The 21,123-nt window shown below is 36.5% G+C and carries 20 protein-coding genes; 8 read left to right on the plus strand and 12 right to left on the minus strand.

Features of this window, described 5'->3' with window-relative positions; all coding sequences use genetic code 11:
- Positions 1 to 10: 10 nt before the first annotated feature.
- The 4 genes from AC3RVG_RS00825 to AC3RVG_RS00840 form a co-directional block, all read right to left on the minus strand.
- Positions 11 to 1,837 (minus strand): ABC transporter ATP-binding protein, encoded by a 1,827-nt coding sequence (locus AC3RVG_RS00825; RefSeq protein WP_489689529.1) that lies wholly within the window; start codon positions 1,835 to 1,837, stop codon positions 11 to 13.
- Positions 1,837 to 3,552 (minus strand): phospho-sugar mutase, encoded by a 1,716-nt coding sequence (locus AC3RVG_RS00830; RefSeq protein WP_489689530.1) that lies wholly within the window; start codon positions 3,550 to 3,552, stop codon positions 1,837 to 1,839. Before AC3RVG_RS00830 ends, AC3RVG_RS00825 begins: the two co-directional genes overlap by 1 nt.
- A 115-nt stretch (positions 3,553 to 3,667) precedes the next feature.
- The gene (locus AC3RVG_RS00835; protein WP_489689531.1) at positions 3,668 to 4,612 is read right to left on the minus strand and encodes a glycosyltransferase family 2 protein; all 945 of its coding nucleotides are present in this window, start codon (positions 4,610 to 4,612) and stop codon (positions 3,668 to 3,670) included.
- A gap of 3 nt (positions 4,613 to 4,615) precedes the next feature.
- A complete protein-coding gene (locus AC3RVG_RS00840) occupies positions 4,616 to 5,158 on the minus strand; it encodes a DUF4199 domain-containing protein (protein ID WP_489689532.1) in 543 nt (180 codons plus the stop codon).
- A gap of 186 nt (positions 5,159 to 5,344) precedes the next feature.
- On the opposite strand from AC3RVG_RS00840, the gene AC3RVG_RS00845 reads away from it, so the two are divergent.
- The gene (locus AC3RVG_RS00845) at positions 5,345 to 5,626 is read left to right on the plus strand and encodes a type B 50S ribosomal protein L31 (protein ID WP_489689533.1); all 282 of its coding nucleotides are present in this window, start codon (positions 5,345 to 5,347) and stop codon (positions 5,624 to 5,626) included.
- A gap of 163 nt (positions 5,627 to 5,789) precedes the next feature.
- Positions 5,790 to 6,965, plus strand: a complete 1,176-nt coding sequence (locus AC3RVG_RS00850; protein WP_489689534.1) for a GlmU family protein — start codon at positions 5,790 to 5,792, stop codon at positions 6,963 to 6,965.
- Here the strand turns inward: AC3RVG_RS00850 and AC3RVG_RS00855 are convergent.
- The gene (locus AC3RVG_RS00855; RefSeq protein WP_489689535.1) at positions 6,962 to 7,243 is read right to left on the minus strand and encodes a hypothetical protein; all 282 of its coding nucleotides are present in this window, start codon (positions 7,241 to 7,243) and stop codon (positions 6,962 to 6,964) included. The genes AC3RVG_RS00850 and AC3RVG_RS00855 overlap by 4 nt on opposite strands.
- 38 nt (positions 7,244 to 7,281) lie before the next feature.
- A complete protein-coding gene (locus tag AC3RVG_RS00860; protein ID WP_489689536.1) occupies positions 7,282 to 8,922 on the minus strand; it encodes an ABC transporter substrate-binding protein in 1,641 nt (546 codons plus the stop codon).
- Positions 8,923 to 8,983: 61 nt separating this feature from the next.
- Between AC3RVG_RS00860 and mtaB the strand changes: the two genes are divergently transcribed.
- Entirely contained in the window at positions 8,984 to 10,330 is a 1,347-nt protein-coding gene (mtaB, locus tag AC3RVG_RS00865) for a tRNA (N(6)-L-threonylcarbamoyladenosine(37)-C(2))-methylthiotransferase MtaB (protein WP_489689537.1), read from the plus strand.
- Here mtaB and AC3RVG_RS00870 read toward each other — a convergent pair.
- Positions 10,327 to 10,626: a GNAT family N-acetyltransferase gene (locus AC3RVG_RS00870; RefSeq protein WP_489689538.1), complete on the minus strand. Its 300-nt coding sequence runs from the start codon at positions 10,624 to 10,626 to the stop codon at positions 10,327 to 10,329. The two genes, mtaB and AC3RVG_RS00870, sit on opposite strands and share 4 nt — an antisense overlap.
- A gap of 246 nt (positions 10,627 to 10,872) precedes the next feature.
- Between AC3RVG_RS00870 and AC3RVG_RS00875 the strand changes: the two genes are divergently transcribed.
- Complete coding sequence (locus AC3RVG_RS00875; RefSeq protein ID WP_489689539.1) at positions 10,873 to 11,532, plus strand: alpha/beta hydrolase; 660 nt, start codon at positions 10,873 to 10,875, stop codon at positions 11,530 to 11,532.
- A 170-nt stretch (positions 11,533 to 11,702) separates the two neighbouring features.
- Positions 11,703 to 12,623: a lytic transglycosylase domain-containing protein gene (locus tag AC3RVG_RS00880; protein WP_489689540.1), complete on the plus strand. Its 921-nt coding sequence runs from the start codon at positions 11,703 to 11,705 to the stop codon at positions 12,621 to 12,623.
- Between the two features lie 42 nt (positions 12,624 to 12,665).
- Here AC3RVG_RS00880 and AC3RVG_RS00885 read toward each other — a convergent pair whose 3' ends face one another.
- Both AC3RVG_RS00885 and AC3RVG_RS00890 read right to left on the minus strand, forming a co-directional pair.
- Complete coding sequence (locus tag AC3RVG_RS00885) at positions 12,666 to 13,367, minus strand: TlpA family protein disulfide reductase (RefSeq protein ID WP_489689541.1); 702 nt, start codon at positions 13,365 to 13,367, stop codon at positions 12,666 to 12,668.
- Between the two features lie 122 nt (positions 13,368 to 13,489).
- Complete coding sequence (locus AC3RVG_RS00890; protein ID WP_489689542.1) at positions 13,490 to 14,062, minus strand: DUF2892 domain-containing protein; 573 nt, start codon at positions 14,060 to 14,062, stop codon at positions 13,490 to 13,492.
- A 278-nt stretch (positions 14,063 to 14,340) separates the two neighbouring features.
- On the opposite strand from AC3RVG_RS00890, the gene rpmH reads away from it, so the two are divergent.
- The 3 genes from rpmH (at position 14,341) to AC3RVG_RS00905 (ending at position 18,110) form a co-directional block, all read left to right on the plus strand.
- Positions 14,341 to 14,502, plus strand: a complete 162-nt coding sequence (rpmH, locus tag AC3RVG_RS00895; RefSeq protein ID WP_111882075.1) for a 50S ribosomal protein L34 — start codon at positions 14,341 to 14,343, stop codon at positions 14,500 to 14,502.
- A 100-nt stretch (positions 14,503 to 14,602) separates the two neighbouring features.
- Positions 14,603 to 17,455, plus strand: coding sequence for a carbamoyl-phosphate synthase large subunit (carB, locus tag AC3RVG_RS00900; protein ID WP_489689543.1), 2,853 nt, complete (start codon positions 14,603 to 14,605; stop codon positions 17,453 to 17,455).
- 79 nt (positions 17,456 to 17,534) lie between these two features.
- Entirely contained in the window at positions 17,535 to 18,110 is a 576-nt protein-coding gene (locus tag AC3RVG_RS00905) for a T9SS type A sorting domain-containing protein (protein ID WP_489689544.1), read from the plus strand.
- Between the two features lie 20 nt (positions 18,111 to 18,130).
- Here the strand turns inward: AC3RVG_RS00905 and AC3RVG_RS00910 are convergent, their stop codons facing one another.
- The 3 genes from AC3RVG_RS00910 to AC3RVG_RS00920 are packed head-to-tail and all read right to left on the minus strand — an operon-like array spanning position 18,131 to position 21,123.
- Entirely contained in the window at positions 18,131 to 18,499 is a 369-nt protein-coding gene (locus AC3RVG_RS00910) for a 6-phosphogluconate dehydrogenase (protein ID WP_489689545.1), read from the minus strand.
- A gap of 31 nt (positions 18,500 to 18,530) precedes the next feature.
- Positions 18,531 to 19,745, minus strand: a complete 1,215-nt coding sequence (locus AC3RVG_RS00915) for a porin family protein (protein ID WP_489689546.1) — start codon at positions 19,743 to 19,745, stop codon at positions 18,531 to 18,533.
- A gap of 49 nt (positions 19,746 to 19,794) precedes the next feature.
- On the minus strand, positions 19,795 to 21,123 hold the full coding sequence (locus AC3RVG_RS00920; RefSeq protein WP_489689547.1) for a DNA recombination protein RmuC: 1,329 nt from the start codon (positions 21,121 to 21,123) through the stop codon (positions 19,795 to 19,797).

A 21,123-nucleotide genomic window follows, 5' to 3' on the forward strand; every position in this document is an offset into this window, starting at 1 on the left:
GAAATATGGGTTATGCTAAAGACTGCATTTCCACTAAGCTATAATAAACGCCTTTTTTCTCCAAAAGCTCTTGATGTTTTCCTTGTTCCACAATTTTTCCTTTAGAAAGAACCACAATATTATCTGCGTTTTGAATGGTAGAAAGCCTGTGAGCAATAACGATGGAAGTTCTATTTTTCATCATTTTATCTAACGCATCCTGCACCAAACGTTCGCTTTCAGTATCTAAAGCAGAAGTTGCTTCGTCCAAAATCATAATCGGCGGATTTTTCAAAACAGCGCGGGCAATGCTTAATCGCTGTTTTTGTCCACCGCTGAGTTTGTTACCGCTATCGCCAATGTTGGTTTCAAAACCTTCAGGAAGGTCTTTTATGAATTCGTAGGAATTGCTTATTTCTGCAGCGTCACGCAATTCTGCTTCGGTAGCATTAGGTTTTCCGAGTTTAAGATTGTTTGCAACCGTATCATTAAAAAGAATAGAATCCTGCGAAACGATGCCCATTAAGCCTCTTAGCGACCTTTTCGACATATTTTTTATATCTACACCGTCAATTTCAATAGTCCCTTTATTTACGTCGTAGAATCGCGTTAATAGGTTAGCAATTGTACTTTTCCCACTACCAGATTGACCCACGAATGCAACGGTTTTCCCCTTCGGTATTTCAAGTGAAAAATCTTTCAAAACATACTGATCTTCGTATTTAAACGAAATATTTTTAATTGAAATTACACCGTCAAAACCTTCTTTTTGAACAGGGTTTTCAATATCAGTAATTGTATTTTCGGCTTCCAGCAATTCCAAAATACGCTGCGCAGAACCATCTGCACGTTTTATAGAATAACTTGCTTTTGCAATGGCCTTTGCCGGAGTTAAAATATTATATGCCAACATAATGTAACCAATAAAAAAACTGGCTTCCAATGTTCTATCAACAAAAACCAAGTAACCGCCGTAAACTAAAAGAACGCCAATAGTAATAATACCCAGCAACTCGCTTAACGGCGAAGCGAGATTTTGACGGTTTAAAACCGTATTAGAATGTTTATAAAACCTCTCGTTACTATCTTCGAATTTTTTCTGAAATAAATTTTCAGCGTGAAAAGCTTTTATAATGCGCAATCCGCCCATTGTTTCTTCCAAAATAGAAAGAAAAACACCTTGTTCTTCCTGCACTTTTAATGAGCCCTTTTTTAAAGATTTACCAACTCTAGAAATTAGAAATCCTGAAATGGGTAAAAATAGAAACACAAAGAGTGTCAACTTTGCACTTATAAAAAGCATCGTAACCAGTGAAAATATAATGGTTAAAGGCTCGCGAACAATCATTTCTAGCACAGAAAGCACGCTGTTTTTTACTTCATCAACATCAACGCTTAATCGCGAAATAGTATCGCCTTTTCGCTTTTCGGAATAAAACGCCAACGGGAACTGAATTACCTTACTGTAAAGCGCATTCCGAAGATCTTTTAACACGCCATTACGCATAAAAGTAGAGTAGAACATTGCCAAATAATTGCTCAAGTTTTTCAACAAAAACAAAGCGATAATGATCCCTACCATATACATCAACACCCGAAACTCGCCGTGATTATTGATGTTTTCGATAATAAAGTAATTTAAGTATTCTTGTGAAAAATCTTTAATACTAGAGATTCCTTCGTAGACTGGTGGGGCGCCTAATTCGCGATCATTGCTGAAAATTATTTCTAAAACCGGTATTAACGCCACAAAAGAAAGCGTGCTGAACAAGGCATACAAAATGTTAAAAAAGATGTTTAAAAAAGCATATTTTTTATAAGGGTATGCGTAGCGCAGTATTTTTTTGAAATAACTCATTAACTAATGTTTAGTTGTGCGGCAATAGCGTTTATTTTTTTCTGAAGTATTTCTTCAAAATTTTCCTTTTCGGAAGTATTCACGCTAATGTAGAACTTTATTTTCGGTTCTGTACCGCTTGGGCGTGCGGCAATTTTGCTGCCGTCTTCGGTATAATAAATTAATACGTTCGATTTTGGAAGGTTTAGTGGCGAAGTTTTCTGATTCAGAAAATCGGTAGTCTCGTTTTTCGATACATCATCCATTCGCGTCACTTTGCTTCCGACAATTTCTTTAAACGGATTTTCACGAAGCGATTTCATCATTGCTGATATTTCTTCAGCACCCTGTTTTCCTTTTTTTGTAATTGAAATTAAATGTTCGCGGTAATTTCCGTACTTACTATAAACATCATTTAAATATTGAAACATACTTCCGCTTTCGTGCTTTTTCTGTGCAGCAATCTCACAAGCCAGTAGGGTAGCGGTAACGGCGTCTTTGTCTCGTACAAAATCGCCAACCAAATAGCCGAAGCTTTCTTCGCCACCACCAATAAATTCGAGTTCGGGAAAGTCATTAATCATTTTGGCAATCCACTTAAAACCGGTTAAACCTTCAATATATTTCACATTGAAATCTTTTGCAACCTTTTCTACCATTGGGGTAGAAACAATTGTGGAGGCAACAAATTGTTTACCGTTCAATTTTCCCGCTTTTTTCCATTGTTCTAAAAGGAAATGCGTCATTAAAACCATGGTTTGGTTTCCGTTGAGCAAAACCATTTCGTTTTTATCGTTTCTAACTGCAACGCCTAAACGATCACAATCTGGGTCGGTACCAATAACGATGTCTGCATTTTCTTTTTCTGCCAATTCCAAAGCCATTTTTAAAGCTGCTGGTTCTTCGGGATTTGGCGATTTTACCGTTGGGAAATCTCCGTTCGGTTTTGCTTGTTCTTCAACAATTAAAACATTTTTGTAACCCGCTAGTTCCAAAACCTGCGGAATCATTGTGATTGATGTTCCGTGAAGCGAAGTGAAAACAATTTTCAAATTGGCTTTTGCTTCATTTGAAGTATTAAAAGTGCCGTTTTCAACTGAAGCCTTTGCAAAAGCTTCGTCAACATCGGTATCTATAAATTGAATTAAATTTTCGTTTGCTTTAAATTTTATGTCTTCGTATTTAAGCGAATTTATTTCGGTAATAATTTCACCATCCTGCGGCGGAACTAGTTGTCCGCCATCTTCCCAATACACTTTGTAACCATTGTATTCAGGCGGATTGTGAGAAGCTGTTAATACAATTCCAGCTTGACAATTTAAATGCTTTACGGCGTAAGATAGCTCGGGCGTAGCGCGCAATTCTGAAAAAAGAAAAACCTTTATTCCGTTGGCAGAAAAAACATTCGCTACAATTTTCGCGAACTCTTTACTATTGTGACGGCAATCGAATGCAATTGCGACTTTAATCTCCTGATTTGGAAATTGCTGTTTTAAATAATTTGAAAGCCCTTGGGTGTTTTTTCCTAAAGTATATTCGTTAATTCTGTTATCGCCAACGCCCATTATACCTCGCATTCCACCAGTTCCGAATTCAAGGTTTTTATAGAAACTATCTTCCAACCCAACAGGGTCGTTAGCTATTAATTCCTTTATACTATTCTGGGTTTTTTGGTCGAAAAAGGGGGTGAGCCATTGGTTAACGCGGGCTAAAATTTTCGGATCTACGTAAATCATTCGCTTAAATTAATTTGTAAAAATAGGTATTTTAATGGGGAGAATTCAAAAATTGAAGGTTCAACGTTTAAAATTCAAAAAACGCAAAGTTTTCTGACTTTTAAATCTCGAATTCTTAATTAACCTTTTCCTTTATTATATAATTTTGAGAGTCTTTCTTGCTTCTAAGAATCAATTCGCCTAAAAATCCAGCAAGAAAAAGTTGTGATCCTAGTATCATTGCGGTTAGCGCAATAAAAAATTCGGGTCTATCTGTAATAAGTCTTGCCGAAGGATTTATAAATAATTTGTCGATGCCTAAATACAGAGCGAAACAGAACCCTATAAAAAGCATAAATGCGCCCCAAGCTCCAAAAAGATGCATTGGTCGTTTTCCAAAACGTGACAAAAACCAAATGGTAATTAAGTCTAAAAACCCGCGGACAAAGCGTTCTGCGCCAAATTTGGTAGTTCCGTATTTTCTGGCTTGGTGCAAAACAGGTTTTTCTGAAATTTTAATAAAACCTGCATTCTTAGCCAAAACAGGAATATAACGGTGCATTTCGCCCGTTACTTCAATGGATTTTACAACATTTCTTTTGTATGCTTTTAGACCGCAATTAAAGTCGTGGAGCTTAACACCAGAAGTTCTACGCGCAGCATAATTAAATAATTTGGAAGGTAAATTTTTACTCAATACAGAATCGTAGCGCTTTTTTTTCCAACCTGAAACCAGATCGAATCCTTCTTCCGTAATCATTTTATAGAGGTCGGGAATTTCTTCGGGATTATCCTGCAAATCGGCGTCCATAGTGATAATAACATCGCCTTGAGCCATTGCAAAACCGGCGTGCAACGCTTGCGATTTTCCGTAGTTCTTCTGAAAACGGATACCTTTTACTTCGGTGTTATTAGTAGATAATTTTTCAATTATTTCCCAAGAACTATCAGTACTTCCATCGTCAATAAAGATGAGTTCATATAAAAAACCATTGGATTGCATAACAGATGCAATCCAACGGTGAAGTTCATTTAGCGATTCTTCTTCGTTAAGAAGAGGTATAACGATGGAGATATTCATTAATTAATTTAACGGATTTGGATTCTTCGTTTTGAAAATAAGTGCAACAAGTAATCCGATTACACTCATAAAAGCAAGACTGAAAACGTAATTTTTTAGCTGCGTAGCAATAGAAAAATTATCTTGTTCTGCCATTTTTGCCATTTGTTCGTCAATTGCAGTTTGTGGTGTGCCCATTTTTTGCAAAAATTCTGCAGTCATTTCTAGCGTTTTCTCTTGAAGAAATGTAGCCATATCTGGGTCAATAATATTAAAAATTAAGATACCTACAACGGTACTAATTATTAGGCCAATTGCAACAGTAATAAAATAGACTGTAAAGGCTTGTTTAAATGTCATTATACCGCCAAGCAAACCCTTTCCCTTTCCTGTAGACACGATTCCTAGTGCAATTATAATAATAAAACTAATAATGCCAACCCACCATTTTGTAAATAAATCTGGGTTTAAAACATACATTAAGGTAGTCATTAGCGCTAAAATAGCCCCTAGAATGAAGCCGTAATTGGCTGCTGATTGTTTAATTGAAATAGGTTGATTTTCCATTTTGAAATGTTTATATTGGTTCGGTTTGTTAGTAAACAAAGATAGCAAAACGTTACATTTGCAGGCGATTTAGAAATGAATTAAAAAAGTGAATAATTTTGTTGCTAGTTTCCAATTAATACTTAAATTTGCAAACTCAATTCCGAAAGGTCGGAAGAGCGCATTTTAAATAATAATATTAAAGAGATGAGAAAAGGTATCCACCCAGAAAATTATAGATTAGTTGCTTTTAAGGATATGAGCAATGAAGATGTATTCCTTACAAAATCAACTGCAGATACAAAAGAGACTATCGAGGTAGATGGTGTTGAGTATCCTTTGGTGAAGATGGAGATTTCACGTTCTTCACATCCTTTCTACACTGGAAAAGCAAAACTTATCGATACTGCAGGACGTATTGACAAATTCAAAAACAAATACGAGAAGTTTAAAAAGCCCGCAGCTACAGAAGCTAAAACAGAAGAATAGTCTTCCGTTTGGTACAATATATAAGAGCCTTCGAGAAATCGAAGGCTTTTTTTATGAAAGTTTGTATTGAGCGCGGTCGGAAATGCTCAGTATCCATTTTGTTTATTATTTTTGTGAATCAATGGTCGTTAAGCAGAGTCTAAACGACATTTTAAAGCAAAAAATGAACTACATCCTTTTTGACGGCAGCGTCCGTAACCAGCTTTTACCGTTTACATTTACGCGCCCAGTGGCAGATATCCGTGTGGGTATTTTAACCATTCGCGAAAAGTGGGAACACCTTTTAGGTTTCACTACAACTACAGTAACCGAAGATTATCTTTCTGAAAAATATCCTTTTTTAGAATTGGAAAAGAACATTTTAATAAATGCTTCCTTTCTTCCTTCAGAAAATTTGGCGAACATAATTAAAGGCTTATCAGAAAATCAAGCTGTATTTTTTGATGACGAACCAATTGCTTTTTTCACAACAGAAGGACAGGAAGTAGATTTTGACACTTTTGATGTAATTCAATACGAGCACAACGACATTCTGCGAATTGAGCACACTTGGGATATCTTCTCAAAAAACGGTGAAGCGATAAAGCGCGATTTTGAAATGCTTACCAAAGACCGTGAATCGCAACCTATTCCCGAAGGAGTTTGGGCAAAAAACCCCGAAAATATTTTTATTGAAGAAGGCGCAAGAATAGAATTTTGCACTTTAAATGCTTCCGAAGGACCAATCTATATTGGGAAAGATGCCGAAATTATGGAAGGCGCATTAGTGCGTGGCCCATTTGCACTATGCAAACATTCTACTTTGAAAATGGGTGCTAAAATTTATAGTAACACTACCATTGGTCCACATTGTAAAGTTGGGGGAGAAGTGAACAACTCTGTGCTTTTTGGATTTTCGAATAAAGGGCACGATGGGTTTTTAGGCAATTCTGTTATAGGAGAATGGTGCAATTTGGGTGCTGACACAAACAATTCAAACTTAAAAAATAACTACGCTGAAGTTCGTCTTTGGGATTACGAAACTGAAGGTTTCGCGAGAACCGGATTACAATTCTGTGGGATGATGATGGGCGATCACAGCAAATGTGGCATTAATACAATGTTTAATACTGGAACAGTTGTAGGCGTTAGTGCGAATATCTTTGGCAGCGGTTTTCCTCGAAATTACATTCCCAGCTTTAGTTGGGGTGGTAGTGGAGGTTTCACAACCTACAAAACCGATAAGGCTTTTGAAGTTGCAAAAGTGGTTATGAGCCGAAGAAATATTGAGTTCACAGAAACAGAGGCAAAGATTTTAGAGCACGTTTTTGAAGAAACTGCAAAATGGCGAAAAGCCTAATGAAAAAATAAAAAGTAAATCAACACACCAACTACTACCAACATTACGCCGCCAAAAACAATAGTTAAACGTTTTTGACGGCGTAATTCGTTCTCTTTTAATTTTTGTTTAAAGGCAGTAAACTGGGCAGGCGACATTTTTTTGTAGTCAACAATTTTGCCGTAGTTTTCGTTGGAAGAGACAACGTCTTTTTTAAAATATTTATCTCGTTTGGCTAGTTGCTTCGCATTATTGCGAATTGATTGTGCCATTGCGGCTGCCGAACCTCCAAATCCCATAGATTACTTTTTATTTTTTTAAAAAAGTAATTTACAAATTATTTTGATTTCTTTACGTACTTCAAAATCAAAAAATTCTGTGGATTAATACCCAAACCCGAAACTTTTTTGTTTACAAAACGAACAGCCATGTCATAAAACAAAGGCACTACGGGCGCTTCATCTACAATAATAGAATCCATTTTTGTGTATAATACTTTACGTTCGTCAATATTTGAAATTGAAAGCGATTTCACATAAAGACTATCATAAAGCTGATTTTTGAAATGCATATAATTAGGGCCATTTGGCGCAAAGTTAGGGCTGTAAAATAGTGAAAGATAGTTTTCGGCATCGGGATAATCTGCAATCCAGCTAGCTCTAAAAATATCTAGCTCTCCGCTGCTCTTCATCTGGCGAAGCGTGGAAGGCGGCATTACGTCTATCGTTACGGCAATTCCAAGTTTTTCAAGCTCGCGTTGCACATATTCGCATAAATCTAAATATTGGCTATTCGTACCAATGGTTATCTCTGGTTTTGAATCGCCAGTTTCTATTTTATATTGTTCAATTAATTGCTGTGCTTTTTCGGGTTGATAAGAGTATCCGTCTATTTCGGCGTAACCTGGCAATCCTTTCGGAATAAAACCGTGAGTGGCAGGAATACCCATTCCATTACGCAAATACATTACCATCTTTTGACGGTCGAAACCATAATTTATAGCTTGGCGTAAGGTTTTGCTTTGTATTTCGGGCGTATTCGTACCGAGGAAAAAACCGAGATATTCCGTGTTCAAATACGGCCCCGTAATCATGTAGGCCATATCTTCATATTTTGACTGAAGTTTGCCGTGAGTAGTTAAAAGTTCGTCTTTATAACTACCGTCCAAACCTGAAATAAAATCGAGTTCTTCTTGTGCGAATTGTAAAAATTCACTCTGTTTATCGGGTAGAAAAGTGATTGCTACGGCTTCTAAATAGGGAAGTTTTTCTCCGTTTTCATCTCTTTCAAAATAAAGAGGATTTTTTCGGAATACCAGTTTTACATTTTCCTCCCACATTTTAAACTGAAAAGGACCGGTGCCCACAGGATTTCTTCTAAATTCATTTCCGTAAAATTCCACGGCTTCCTTCGGAACTACCGAGCAATAGCGCATTGAAAGCAATCCCAGAAACGCAGGAAACGGTTGTTTTAGTTGAATAACCAATGTGTTGTCGTCTTGAGCTTTGTAGCTTTTTACGTAATTCATCACCCAACTTCCGGAAGAGGCTACCTTTTCGTCAGTAAGTCTGTCAAAACTATATACAAAATCTTGCGCTACAACTCTTCGTGTATAGCGGGTTGGTTCGTGAAGTCCATCTTGTGCAAAAGCTTTGTTTTGGTGAAAAAAAACATCGTCTCTCAGGTAAAATGTATATGTATAAGTTGAATCATTCACTTCCCAACTTTTGGCGATGTCTGGTTTAATATTCAACGAATCGTCGAGTTGAACTAATCCATTATAAAGCTGGTTGTCTGGCCAAATAGCTTGTGGATTACGAGCAAAGGCAGGGTCTAGCGTTGGAATGTTTCCGTGCTCGTTATAGCGGAAAACGAGATGGTCTCGATCTGTTTCTATGTCATTTCCGCAGGATAGCAAAAAGAGTGAGGCGCAACAGGCTGAAAATAGTAGTATTAGATTTTTTAAAGGCTTCTGCATGTGTTTTTGGGAACCGATTTTAGTTTGTATTTTTGTGCCCTCAATTGCCAAAAATACAATAATGAACGCACCAAAAAAAGTCGCTTTTTACACGTTAGGCTGTAAACTGAACTTCAGTGAAACTTCTACAATTGCCAGAAGTTTTGAAGGAGAGGGTTTTGACCGCGTAGATTTTTCTGAAAAAGCAGATATTTATGTTATTAATACCTGCAGCGTAACTGAAAATGCTGATAAGCGTTTTAAAACCATTGTTAAGCACGCACAAAAAGCGAATCCAGAAGCATTTGTTGCAGCAGTGGGGTGTTACGCCCAGCTGAAACCACACGAATTGGCAGATGTTGATGGCGTTGATTTGGTATTGGGTGCAACAGAAAAATTTAAACTTACCTCATATATTAACGATTTACTTTCTGTGCCCGACCGAATAAGAGGGAAAGCCGAAGTGCATTCCTGCGATATAGAAGATGCAGATTTTTACGTGGGATCGTATTCTATTGGCGACAGAACCCGCGCTTTTTTGAAAGTTCAGGACGGCTGCGATTATAAATGTACGTATTGCACTATTCCGCTTGCTCGCGGTATTTCGCGAAGCGATACTTTGGATAATGTTTTGCAAAATGCATCAGATATTTCAGCACAGGGAATTAAGGAAATCGTTTTAACAGGCGTAAACATCGGTGATTATGGAAAAGGTGAGTTCGGAAATAAAAAACACGAACACACTTTTCTGGACCTTGTAAAGGCTTTAGATGAAGTGAAAGGTATTGAGCGACTTCGTATTTCTTCAATTGAACCTAATCTTTTGAAAAATGAAACCATAGAATTTGTTTCAAAATCGAAAACTTTTGTTCCGCATTTCCATATTCCATTGCAAAGTGGGAGCGATGCTATTTTAAAGTTGATGCGCCGTCGGTATATGAGCGAGCTTTACACAGAGCGTGTTGCTAAAATTCGCGAAGTAATGCCGCACGCCTGCATAGGCGTTGACGTAATCGTTGGATTTCCAGGAGAAACGAATGAACGGTTTTTAGAAACGTATCATTTTTTAAATGAACTTGATATTTCGTATTTACACGTTTTTACGTATTCGGAAAGAGACAATACACCTGCCGCCGAAATGGAAGATGTGGTGCCTACAAAAGTGCGAAGCAAACGCAGTAAAATGTTGCGTGGGCTTTCCGCAAAAAAGCGAAGAGCTTTCTATGAAAGTCAACTTGGAACAATCCGAACTGTTCTTTTTGAGGGCGAAAATAAAGAAGGCTATATTCACGGTTTCACCGAAAACTACGTAAAAGTGAAAGCACCCTGGAATCCAGAATTAGTAAACACTTTACAAGAAATTAAACTCACCGAAATTGATGAAGATGGTTTAGTTCGGTTTAAGGTGACGGAAGCTGCCTTGGCTTAAATATTTATACCAACTGGCAATAAATCCTTATATTTTCTACGGTTTTTTCGCATAAAACCAGCAACTTCTGGACTTGTTGGTACTAAGCTAATGCCTCGGTTTTTTACTTCCTCAAAAACGGCTTTAATAAAAATTTCTCTAAAGCCTTGCTCTTCGAGTTCTTCAGACATTTCATACTTGGTAAGAAATATTTTTCGGTCCTGCAGTGCGTATTCTATGCGAGCCATATTGTCGCCAATTTCTAGTTCGAACTGTCTTAAAAATTCGTTATCGGTAATTTCTACATCTTCAATCATTATGATTTATTTTAGATTTGGAATAATGTGTTTGTAATGGAGTGAAGGGGATGGGCTATTATATAGATGATTTGGTAGAATAAAAATCTATTTTTGTTTAAGCAATTACTGGTTGTTCGATTTGTTTTCAAAGCAAATTATGACTGATATTATTCAGTTGATAAGAAACTAGTATATAATTCTATCTTTGTATTCGTAAATTTACGAATAATCTTTGGGCTTTACCATTTTCTTCACAAAAGACTTATGAACTCTGTAACAATGCATGTCTATTTTGTTCCTGGCTTGGCTGCCGGAAGTGAAATTTTTAGAAACATTAAATTTACTGAAAAATACGAAATCCATATTTTGGAGTGGCTAATTCCCGAAATTGGGGAAGCTTTAGAAGTTTATGCAAAAAGGATGGCTTTGCGCGTAAAAGAAAAGAATGCAATCTTGATTGGCGTTTCTTTTGGAGGAGTAGTGGTGCAAGAAATGAGCGAGTTTTTAAAGTTGAAAAAACTCATTATTATTTCGAGTGTGAAATCTAGAAATGAGCTTCCACGACGTATCAAGCTTGCTAGTTTCACCAAGGCATATAAGTTAATTCCCACGAGTTTGGTTTTAAGTGTAGACGATTTAACCAAGTTTTCAATTGGACCTAAAACCCAGAAAAGGTTGTCTCTTTATCAGGAATATCTTCACGTTCGCGATAAACAATATTTAGACTGGGCACTCGAAAAAATGATTACTTGGGATCGGAAAGAACAAATTAATAACATTGTTCATCTCCACGGTGAAAAAGATATGGTCTTCCCAATAAAATATATTGATAATTGCCAAGTTATTAAAGGCGGAACACATATTATGATTTTAAATAAAGGCAGGAAAATTTCGGAAAAACTTTTGGAAATTTTCGAGGAATAATTATTGCATTCCGGTTTAAAAAGTAGCTGAATTCACTATCTTTAATTAAAAAATTCGTATTTTATAAGTTGCAAGTTATTCTCTCTTATTTAAAGTTAAAACTAGCAATTAAGGCATTCCAAAATATGATAAAGGCTTAAGAAATATTCAAAAATAAAAAGATTATACAGATGAAAATGATAGGTAAAATAGGAGTAGGTATCGCTATTTTAGCGGTGAGCGCCGTGAGTATTAACGCGGTGCAGGATGCGCCGACAGATGCAAATCTTGAGAAGAAATTAGTTAACGACTATAATGTTTACGCGCTTCCATTACCTGAAAAAATGGAATTTGCGGGTGAATCTGTTCCACTTTACAATCCAGATATTAGAGAGCGAATGGATCGGGAACTTTTGGTTAACACCTATTGGCAGTCCAATGGGCTTCTGCTTTTTAAGCGGGCAAATAGGTATTTTCCGTTAATAGAACCCCTTTTGAAAAAATATGGTTTGCCAGATGATTTTAAATATTTAGCTGTGGCTGAAAGTGGCTTAGAATTTACAAGTTCGCCAGCGGGTGCTTCAGGTATTTGGCATTTTATGAAAGGCACCGGATTAGAATACGGACTTGAGATAAATGATTATGTAGACGAACGCTATAATCTTGAAAAAGCCACAATGGTAGCGGCAGAATATTTAAAGAAATCTAAAAATAAATTTGGTAGCTGGACTATGGCTGCTGCTTCATATAATGCGGGAGTAGGAGGAATGAACAAACAAATAAACCGTCAGAAAGAAACCAGTTATTACGATTTATTACTAAATACCGAAACCAGCAGGTATGTATTTAGAATTTTGGCGATAAAGGAAATAATGGAGAATCCGCAAAAATATGGTTTCAATTTTAGAGAAAAGGATCTTTATACTAACATTCCTACTTATCAGGTTAAAGTGGATACTGCGGTTGAAGATTGGGCAGAATGGATAAAACCCTATGGAATTAACTATAAAATCTTGAAGCTTCACAATCCGTGGCTGCGTGATACGTATCTTAAAAATTCTTCGGGAAAGGAATATTTTATTGAAATTCCTGAAAAGGGTTATTATAAGTAGACCTTAATTATAAAATTTTAAAACCCGTATAAAGTAAAATTTCTACGGGTTTTCTTTTGAAGCAAATCGCGATTTATCGTCGTCTACCAAGGTTTTCAGAAGTGAAATTCCGTTTAAAAAGGAATTGTAGTTTAGCTCGAAAGAAATCTCGTATTTTTCGTTATAAGGGTGAAGTGCGCCTCGCCGAACATCTACAATACGTTTGTTTTCATCTATAAAAAATGAAGTGGGAAAACCAAGGCTGTGCTTCATTATTTCGACCACGTGGTCGTTTGTATTCTCCTTTTCATCTACGTAGATTATATTTATTCTATTAGAATAATCGTGTGTAGATTTGCGAACACTTTCTTTTGAATCCCAAAACAGAATTACAAAATCTATGTCTTTGTAATATTTTTCAGCAATTTCGTTTAAAGCGGGAATTTCTCCAATACCGGGTGTGCACCAAGATGCGTAGGTCATTAAGAAAATTGGCTTTTCAAACTTATAAAGCGTAGTTTTTCTACTTGAAAGTTTTCGCACTTTGAAGTTGTCAAGATAACTACCATTTACCACGTTATTTATTAGGGAATCAAATAAGAACTCAGCACGTTCAAAATTCTGCTCGGTGTATGCTTTTTGCGAATTTCTCGTGTAATGTTTTATGTTTTTTCCAATAGCTTCAGAAAAAAAAGTCCTTTGCTCAATCTGTGATTGTGCGGAAAAGAATAGTAATAAGAACAGGTAAAGTAGCTTTCTTTCCATAAGCAAAATGCTTTTAGTGAAGATAAGCTTTTACATAGTCTCTTATTCGGCTATTCGACCAAGGGTGGTTTAAAATCGATTAACTGCAATATGCTTAAAAACAGGAAGCTGAGGGAGTTAACTTAAAATTTTCTGCCGCCGCCGCCACGACCACTCTTGCCAAATTGTTGGCGAGGTTGACCCATTTTCTTCATTTGCTGCTTCATCATTTTTATTTGATCGTCCAGCATATTGTGTTTGTCCAGATTTTTAGCCTCGGTCATAAGCTGTTCTGCCTCGCGCTTACGATTTTTGGTCATCGCAATTCCGGCAAGGTTTAGTTTTGTCATTGCCATGTCTGCAGACATATTTAAACCTAACTTTTCAGCTTTTTTGAAGTGCTTTTCGGCTTCAACCATATTGGTTTGCGAAATCATTAAACCGTTTAAATAGTTGTAATAACCTTCTTGTTTAGCCACTAAAGCGCCGCTTGGGTTTTTTATTTTATCTAACCATTTTTTTGCACCTGGAAAATCTTGTTTCCGAAGACGAAGAAAGGCAAGCAGGATGATTTCATTTTTAAAGTAGAGAAAAACGAACATCAATGCAAGTAATATCAACATTATGCCGTTGCCGATATTTGTTTCGGTGAATTGCCAAACAGCTGCACCAATTACCAATGCAGCCAAAACTAATTTTATATTTTTGTTAAACATGTGTCATCTTTATAAGAGCCTGCAAAGGTATAAAAACCAAATGCTTTTTGAGAATATTTTGTAGCTTTGAAGGGAATTTCTTTTATCTGCGTATTTAATATAGTGACGTTAAATTAGGAATGAAAAAAAATACAGATATTTTTCAAAAAAGGTTTGCCTAAGTGAAAACTTGTTGTATTTTTGCACCCGCCTACGCAAATAACTGCTTTGGCAAACGAGCCCAACTTTTGAAGAGGGTAGAGTGTCTAAAGATATAACGGAAGTTAAAGAATACTATAATGAGCAAAAGAACATTTCAGCCATCAAAAAGAAAAAGAAGAAACAAACACGGTTTTAGAGAGCGTATGGCTTCTGTAAACGGAAGAAAGGTATTGGCTGCCCGCAGAGCGAAAGGCAGAAAGAAACTATCTGTATCTACTGAAAGTCGTCACAAAAAATAATGTTGATAAATTATATATAAAAGGTGTTGTTTAACTAAGCAACACCTTTTTTTTATACCCTAATGTGCCGTAATTTTGCAGCACCGAAAAAGTAAACAAAATGCCTAAAAACCCTTCCATAAAATCAGTTCTAATTATTGGTTCAGGTCCTATCGTAATCGGTCAAGCTTGTGAGTTTGACTATTCCGGTTCACAATCGCTTCGTTCTTTGCGCGAAGATGGGATAGAAACCATTTTGATTAATAGCAATCCGGCAACCATTATGACCGATCCTTCTATGGCCGATCATATTTACTTATTGCCACTTACTACAAAATCACTCGTAAAAATATTAAAAGAGCATCCACAAATAGATGCTGTTTTGCCAACAATGGGCGGGCAAACAGCACTTAACTTGTGTATTGAAGCAGATGAAAAAGGAATTTGGAAAGATTTTGGCGTAAAGCTAATAGGTGTAGATATTGACGCCATAAACATTACAGAAGACCGTGAAAAGTTTAGATTATTGATGGAAAGAATAGGCGTGAAAATGGCGCCTCAAGCTACAGCAAATTCATACTTACAAGGAAAAGAAATTGCGCAGGAGTTTGGTTTCCCGCTGGTTATTAGAGCCTCTTACACCTTAGGTGGCGCGGGTGCGTCCATCGTTTACAAAGAAGAAGATTTTGATGAGCTTTTATCATACGGTTTGGAGATTTCTCCAATTCACGAAGTGATGATTGATAAAGCAATGATGGGTTGGAAGGAGTACGAACTAGAACTACTTCGCGACAATAATGATAATGTGGTTATTATCTGTACCATTGAAAATATGGACCCAATGGGAATCCACACAGGAGATTCCATAACAGTGGCTCCAGCAATGACGCTAAATGATCGCACTTTTCAAAGAATGCGAGATATGGCAATATTGATGATGCGTAGCATTGGCGATTTTGCAGGTGGATGTAATGTTCAGTTTGCAGTGAGCCCTGATGAAGATGAAGAAATAATTGCAATTGAAATTAACCCGCGTGTGTCTCGCTCTTCAGCGTTGGCTTCAAAGGCAACGGGGTATCCAATCGCTAAAATAGCAACTAAACTTGCAATTGGTTATAGACTCGATGAGTTAAAAAACCAAATTACAAAATCTACTTCAGCGTTGTTTGAACCGACTTTAGATTATGTAATTGTGAAAATTCCACGTTGGAATTTTGATAAATTTGAAGGATCAGACCGAACTTTAGGATTGCAAATGAAATCCGTTGGAGAAGTGATGGGTATTGGCCGTTCTTTTCAGGAAGCGCTTCACAAGGCTACACAATCTCTAGAAATTAAGAGAAATGGAATTGGCGCCGACGGAAAAAGCTACACTAACTACGAGCAAATTCTCGATAAACTGAAAAATGCAAGTTGGGATCGTGTATTTGTGATTTATGATGCAATTCAGATCGGAATTCCTTTGAGTAGAATTCACGAAATCACTAAAATTGATATGTGGTTTCTTCGTCAATACGAAGAATTATATCTTTTGGAGAAGGAGATTTCAAAATATACTTTGGAAACACTTCCGAGAGAATTGCTTTTGGAAGCTAAACAAAAAGGTTACGGCGATCGACAGATTGCGCATATGCTGAAATGTTTGGAAAGCCAAATTTATAAGAAACGTGAGGATATGAATATTCAACGCGTTTATAAATTAGTAGATACTTGTGCTGCAGAATTTAAAGCGGAAACACCTTATTACTATTCTACTTTTGAGAATGAAATGCAGCTAGAGGGTGAAAAAGCCTACGCTGAAAACGATAGTATTGTAACTGCAAAGAAGAAAATTATTGTACTCGGTTCTGGTCCAAATAGGATAGGGCAGGGTATCGAATTCGATTACTGTTGCGTGCACGGTGTATTGGCAGCTGCAGAATGTGGGTACGAAACAATAATGATAAACTGTAACCCCGAAACTGTTTCTACAGATTTTGACGTTGCAGACAAGCTTTACTTTGAACCTGTTTTTTGGGAACATATTTACGACATAATTCGTCACGAAAACCCCGAAGGCGTTATTGTTCAATTGGGCGGACAAACAGCATTGAAACTTGCTGAAAAACTAGATCGCTACGGTATAAATATTATTGGAACAACCTATAAGTCTTTAGATTTAGCCGAAGACCGCGGAAGTTTTTCGAATATTTTAAAAGAAAATAACATTCCTTACCCAGAATTTGGAGTTGCCGAAACAACGGAAGAAGCTTTAGCGCTTGCCGATGTACTTGACTTTCCACTTTTAATTCGTCCTTCTTATGTTTTGGGAGGTCAGGGAATGAAAATTGTAATCAACAAAAAAGAATTGGAAGAGCACGTGGTAGATTTGCTTCGTAAAATTCCGAATAACAAATTGTTGTTAGATCATTATTTAGATGGTGCTATTGAAGCAGAAGCCGATGCAATCTGCGACGGTGAAAATGTATACATCATTGGAATAATGGAACACATTGAGCCTTGTGGAATTCATTCGGGCGATTCAAACGCAACATTGCCACCTTTTAATATTGGTGAATTTGTAATGCAACAAATAAAAGACCATACAATTAAAATAGCCAAATCATTAAATACGGTTGGTTTAATAAATGTTCAGTTCGCTATAAAAGATGATATAGTATATATTATTGAAGCCAATCCACGAGCTTCGCGTACGGTTCCGTTTATTGCGAAAGCATACGGCGAACCTTATGTTAATTACGCTACCAAAGTAATGTTAGGCCATAACAAAGTGACCGATTTTAACTTTAACCCGAAGCTAGAAGGATTTGCAATTAAACAACCTGTGTTTAGTTTCAACAAATTCCCGAACGTAAACAAACAATTAGGCCCAGAGATGAAAAGTACCGGCGAGAGCATACTTTTTATAGATAGTTTAAAAGATGATGCGTTTTACGACCTTTACGCACGTAGAAAAATGTATCTAAGTAAATAACAGTATATTTCGTTATCATCAGATTTTGTGTTAATAATTTTTCGTAAATTAGATTACTAACCTACTAGACCGTTCATTTATGAAAAAAATTACAATGTTCTTTTGTTTTATTGCAATTAACATCCTCGCTGCGCAGAATGTTGTTGAAATTGCGTGGGAACAAGGGATTAACGAATCTGTTGCCAGTCCAACAATTGAGGTTGGCGACACCGTTCTATGGACGTGGATCGATGCTTCTCAAAAAAGTGTGACTGCCCTTCCCAACGGAAGTGAATATTTTGATAGCGGTACATTAAAAGACGTGAATAACGACTTTTCGTATACTTTTTCAAAAACAGGGGTAACGGAGTACCAAAACGATTCGAACCCTTTAATGCACGGCAAAGTTACGGTTGTTAACAAGCTTTCTACTGAAGATAAGTTTGTAAAAAATCTAAATTTCTACCCCAATCCGGTAAAAAATAATCTTACTATTTCTTCTATTTTCAAAATTGATAGCTACCAAGTTTATAATGTATTGGGTACACTTGTTTCGGAAGGAAAAGGAATGGGCAAAGTAACCCAAGTGGATATGAGCAGGTTAAATAGTGGTTTGTATTTTGTGAAAGTTATTTCAAAAAATATGCAAACCACCCTAAAAATCGCCAAAAAGTAATTCGGGAAAGTTAGCCTAATTTAATTTCGATTGAAGTGAGGCGAATTTTCTAATTCAACATCGGTAATAAAATAATTTGTCTCACCCCAAATTGCAAAGCTTGCAAATCGTTCAATATAAGTAACCTTCACATAGTTACCCTGGAATTTCTTTAAATTTTCAATAACGTCCTTATCTTGGTCCAAAACTGAAAAGGAAAAAATCTGCGCGCCGCTAATACCTTGGCTTATTTCGCCTTCCCAAGTTTTAATAACCACTCCGCGATGACTGAACTTTATTAGCTCGCCTGCGCGTGTTCCTTCACTGTAAGGCACAAAATAGACAAAGGCGAAGTAAAGTAGATACAAAGCCAAAATACTTCCTAGGATTATAAAGAGAACTTTTTTCATTCTCTAAAAATAATCAATTTATCCGCAGCTTTTATAGAAAATTGAACCCAGCAATTATGGCAAATGAATTATATGCTGAATCTATATTGTCGTAGTTTAAAAGCTTACGCGAACTGTGGTACCTAGCTTCTATGCTGTATTTATCTTTAAATCTAAATCCTACCCCGAAAGCTACCGCAGCATCAGCCATAACATTAAGATCGTAGCTGGTTTCAGCGCTTGAATTAATTTCAGAACCTAGCGTTGTTAAATCCATTATAACTGCAGCATCAATAAAAAATGCTGCGTCTTTATTTAAATACATATAATGGCGCCCACCTACCGGAAGCTCAATAGATTCGTAATTTACAGATATAAGCGTGTATCGTTGAAACGTAAGCATATCTACAAACAGATGTTCCTTCTCAGATTTGTAGTTACGGTAGGTTGGTTCAATAAAAATAGACCATTTACCATTATTAAAGGGAAGTACATACTCCGCTTCCAACCCAATTCTAATACCGGTGTTGCTGTCAAAGTTTAATTGTTCATCACCTCTTCTTTGCATTGAAAAAGAAGAAAAAGTTACCCCCGGACGTATGCTTAAATTAAATTTAGCTTTCTGCGAATTCTTTTGGTATACGATGGTTTCAGCATTTTCGCATTTGTTATATTTAATAATTATATTAACCAAATTAGAGTGTTTGTATTGAAGGCTTTCATAACTATTCTCATTTAAGGAAGTACAGTTTAAATCTGTAGCAAGTTGTTGCTTATAGCGTTCGTTTTTACCCATTTTAGTTCGGGTTACCATATATCTCTTATGAATAAGCTGTTCTATTTTTCCGCCATCTTTACTATAAAAATAAAGCGATATGTTTTCTCTTGAAGTGAAATAAAGTGATGCTTTACCCTCCACCAATGTTTTTAGAAAAAGTGTTTCTTCTTTCATCTCAGGATTGCGATTATCCGTAAGAGAATTTATATTATCGCTAGATTGGTCTACTTTAATCGTTGCTTTTACGTATTTAAAAGATTGGCCGGAACCAAATTCATTTACATTGGCAAGAGTTCCTATTTTAGTCTCCCCATTTTCCCCAAGTTTATAAATAAATGTAGTCGGACTTCCTTTCCAGTCTTCATTTTTTATTAAGCAATCTACTTTTGTACCATTGGTTTGAATAATATAACCTGGTTCAAAATTAGTTTGCGAGAAAGCGGTAATTGCTGAGAATAAAATAGTTAGAAAGAGTAATTTTGACTTCATTTAATTTGGGGTTTTTTAATTTTGAAAGGGTAAATATATCATTATTTTATTAGTCTTCATCCCCATTATTTAGGGCTTTATTCAGCAATTTATCGTCAATGCTTTTATTGGCTTTAGCGCCAAGTTTTTTCAGTTTTTCTACTCTTGAAACTAGATTTCCTTGTCCGGTAAGTTTTTTCATTGCGCCGTCATAACTTCCTTGTACAGTATTTAATTGCGCCCCAACTTTTAAAAGATCGTTGGTTAAATTCACGAAAGAATCATAAAGACGGCCGGCTTGCGTGGCAATTTCAATGGCGTTTTGTTGTTGCTTTTCATTGGTCCACATACTGTCCACAGTACGCAATGTGGCAAGTAACGTTGAAGGTGTAACTATAACTATATTTTTTTCGAAAGCCTGATTATAAATATTATTGTCTTGGTTAATTGCCACAGCAAAAGCGGGTTCTATTGGAACAAAAAGTAGCACGAAATCTGGACTTTCTATTTCGTAGAGCGTGTGATAGTTTTTAGCGCTTAATTGTTCAATATGTTTCTTAAGTGAAGCAATGTGTTCCTTCAAAAAGCGGGCGCGCAAATCTTCATCATCTTCGTTCACAAAGCGCTCGTACGCAACAAGTGAAACTTTTGAATCAATTATCATCTTTTTATTATCGGGCAAGTGCAGCACAACATCGGGCAGTACTCGGCGGCCTTCTTCTGTGGTAAAACTGTTTTGCACAAAATATTCCCGGTCTTTTTCCAGTCCGCTTTTTTCCAGCACGCGCTCCAAAACTAATTCACCCCAATTACCCTGAATTTTGCTATCGCCTTTCAGTGCTCTTGTTAGATTAGTAGCTTCTTTGCTCATCTGCTCGTTCAATTCTTTAAGACCGATGATTTGCTGACGAAGCATTGCGTGTCGATCAATGCTCTCTTTATGGGTATCTTCAACCCGTTTTTCGAAGCTTTTTATTTTTTCTTGAAGTGGATTCAAAATTATCTCCAAACTATCTTTATTCTGTTTGGTGAATTTTGTAGATTTTTCATCCAAAATTTTATTCGCAAGGTTTTCAAATTCCTTTGTGAATTTTTCCTGCAGTTTTTCAACTTCTTCTTTCTGTTCGCGGTTGCGAATCTCAAGATTATTAAATTCTGAATTTCGCCGCGTAAGTTCCATGTTGAGAAATTCTTTTTCCTTCCTAATTGCTTCACCTTCGCGCAAAGCTTTCTCAAATCGCTCCTTTAGTTTATTCTCTTGAAATTGCGCATTTTCAAGCTGCGCTTCTAGTTTGCTAGTTTCAGTTTTACTTTTTAAACGCGCAAAGTAATTACCTAAAAACGCTCCAATTAAAATGCTTATTGCAGCCAATAAGAGGTATAGAAATGTTTCGTTCAT

This window comes from Aequorivita sp. IT1282 (assembly GCF_058068205.1).

Coding starts and splice junctions, on each gene's coding strand:
- AC3RVG_RS00825 (WP_489689529.1), bottom strand. CDS start 1,837: ATGAGTTATTTCAAAAAAATACTGCGCTACGCATACCCTTATAAAAAA.
- AC3RVG_RS00830 (WP_489689530.1), bottom strand. CDS start 3,552: ATGATTTACGTAGATCCGAAAATTTTAGCCCGCGTTAACCAATGGCTC.
- AC3RVG_RS00835 (WP_489689531.1), bottom strand. CDS start 4,612: ATGAATATCTCCATCGTTATACCTCTTCTTAACGAAGAAGAATCGCTA.
- AC3RVG_RS00840 (WP_489689532.1), bottom strand. CDS start 5,158: ATGGAAAATCAACCTATTTCAATTAAACAATCAGCAGCCAATTACGGC.
- AC3RVG_RS00845 (WP_489689533.1), top strand. CDS start 5,345: ATGAGAAAAGGTATCCACCCAGAAAATTATAGATTAGTTGCTTTTAAG.
- AC3RVG_RS00850 (WP_489689534.1), top strand. CDS start 5,790: ATGAACTACATCCTTTTTGACGGCAGCGTCCGTAACCAGCTTTTACCG.
- AC3RVG_RS00855 (WP_489689535.1), bottom strand. CDS start 7,243: ATGGGATTTGGAGGTTCGGCAGCCGCAATGGCACAATCAATTCGCAAT.
- AC3RVG_RS00860 (WP_489689536.1), bottom strand. CDS start 8,922: ATGCAGAAGCCTTTAAAAAATCTAATACTACTATTTTCAGCCTGTTGC.
- mtaB (WP_489689537.1), top strand. CDS start 8,984: ATGAACGCACCAAAAAAAGTCGCTTTTTACACGTTAGGCTGTAAACTG.
- AC3RVG_RS00870 (WP_489689538.1), bottom strand. CDS start 10,626: ATGATTGAAGATGTAGAAATTACCGATAACGAATTTTTAAGACAGTTC.
- AC3RVG_RS00875 (WP_489689539.1), top strand. CDS start 10,873: ATGAACTCTGTAACAATGCATGTCTATTTTGTTCCTGGCTTGGCTGCC.
- AC3RVG_RS00880 (WP_489689540.1), top strand. CDS start 11,703: ATGAAAATGATAGGTAAAATAGGAGTAGGTATCGCTATTTTAGCGGTG.
- AC3RVG_RS00885 (WP_489689541.1), bottom strand. CDS start 13,367: ATGGAAAGAAAGCTACTTTACCTGTTCTTATTACTATTCTTTTCCGCA.
- AC3RVG_RS00890 (WP_489689542.1), bottom strand. CDS start 14,062: ATGTTTAACAAAAATATAAAATTAGTTTTGGCTGCATTGGTAATTGGT.
- rpmH (WP_111882075.1), top strand. CDS start 14,341: ATGAGCAAAAGAACATTTCAGCCATCAAAAAGAAAAAGAAGAAACAAA.
- carB (WP_489689543.1), top strand. CDS start 14,603: ATGCCTAAAAACCCTTCCATAAAATCAGTTCTAATTATTGGTTCAGGT.
- AC3RVG_RS00905 (WP_489689544.1), top strand. CDS start 17,535: ATGAAAAAAATTACAATGTTCTTTTGTTTTATTGCAATTAACATCCTC.
- AC3RVG_RS00910 (WP_489689545.1), bottom strand. CDS start 18,499: ATGAAAAAAGTTCTCTTTATAATCCTAGGAAGTATTTTGGCTTTGTAT.
- AC3RVG_RS00915 (WP_489689546.1), bottom strand. CDS start 19,745: ATGAAGTCAAAATTACTCTTTCTAACTATTTTATTCTCAGCAATTACC.
- AC3RVG_RS00920 (WP_489689547.1), bottom strand. CDS start 21,123: ATGAACGAAACATTTCTATACCTCTTATTGGCTGCAATAAGCATTTTA.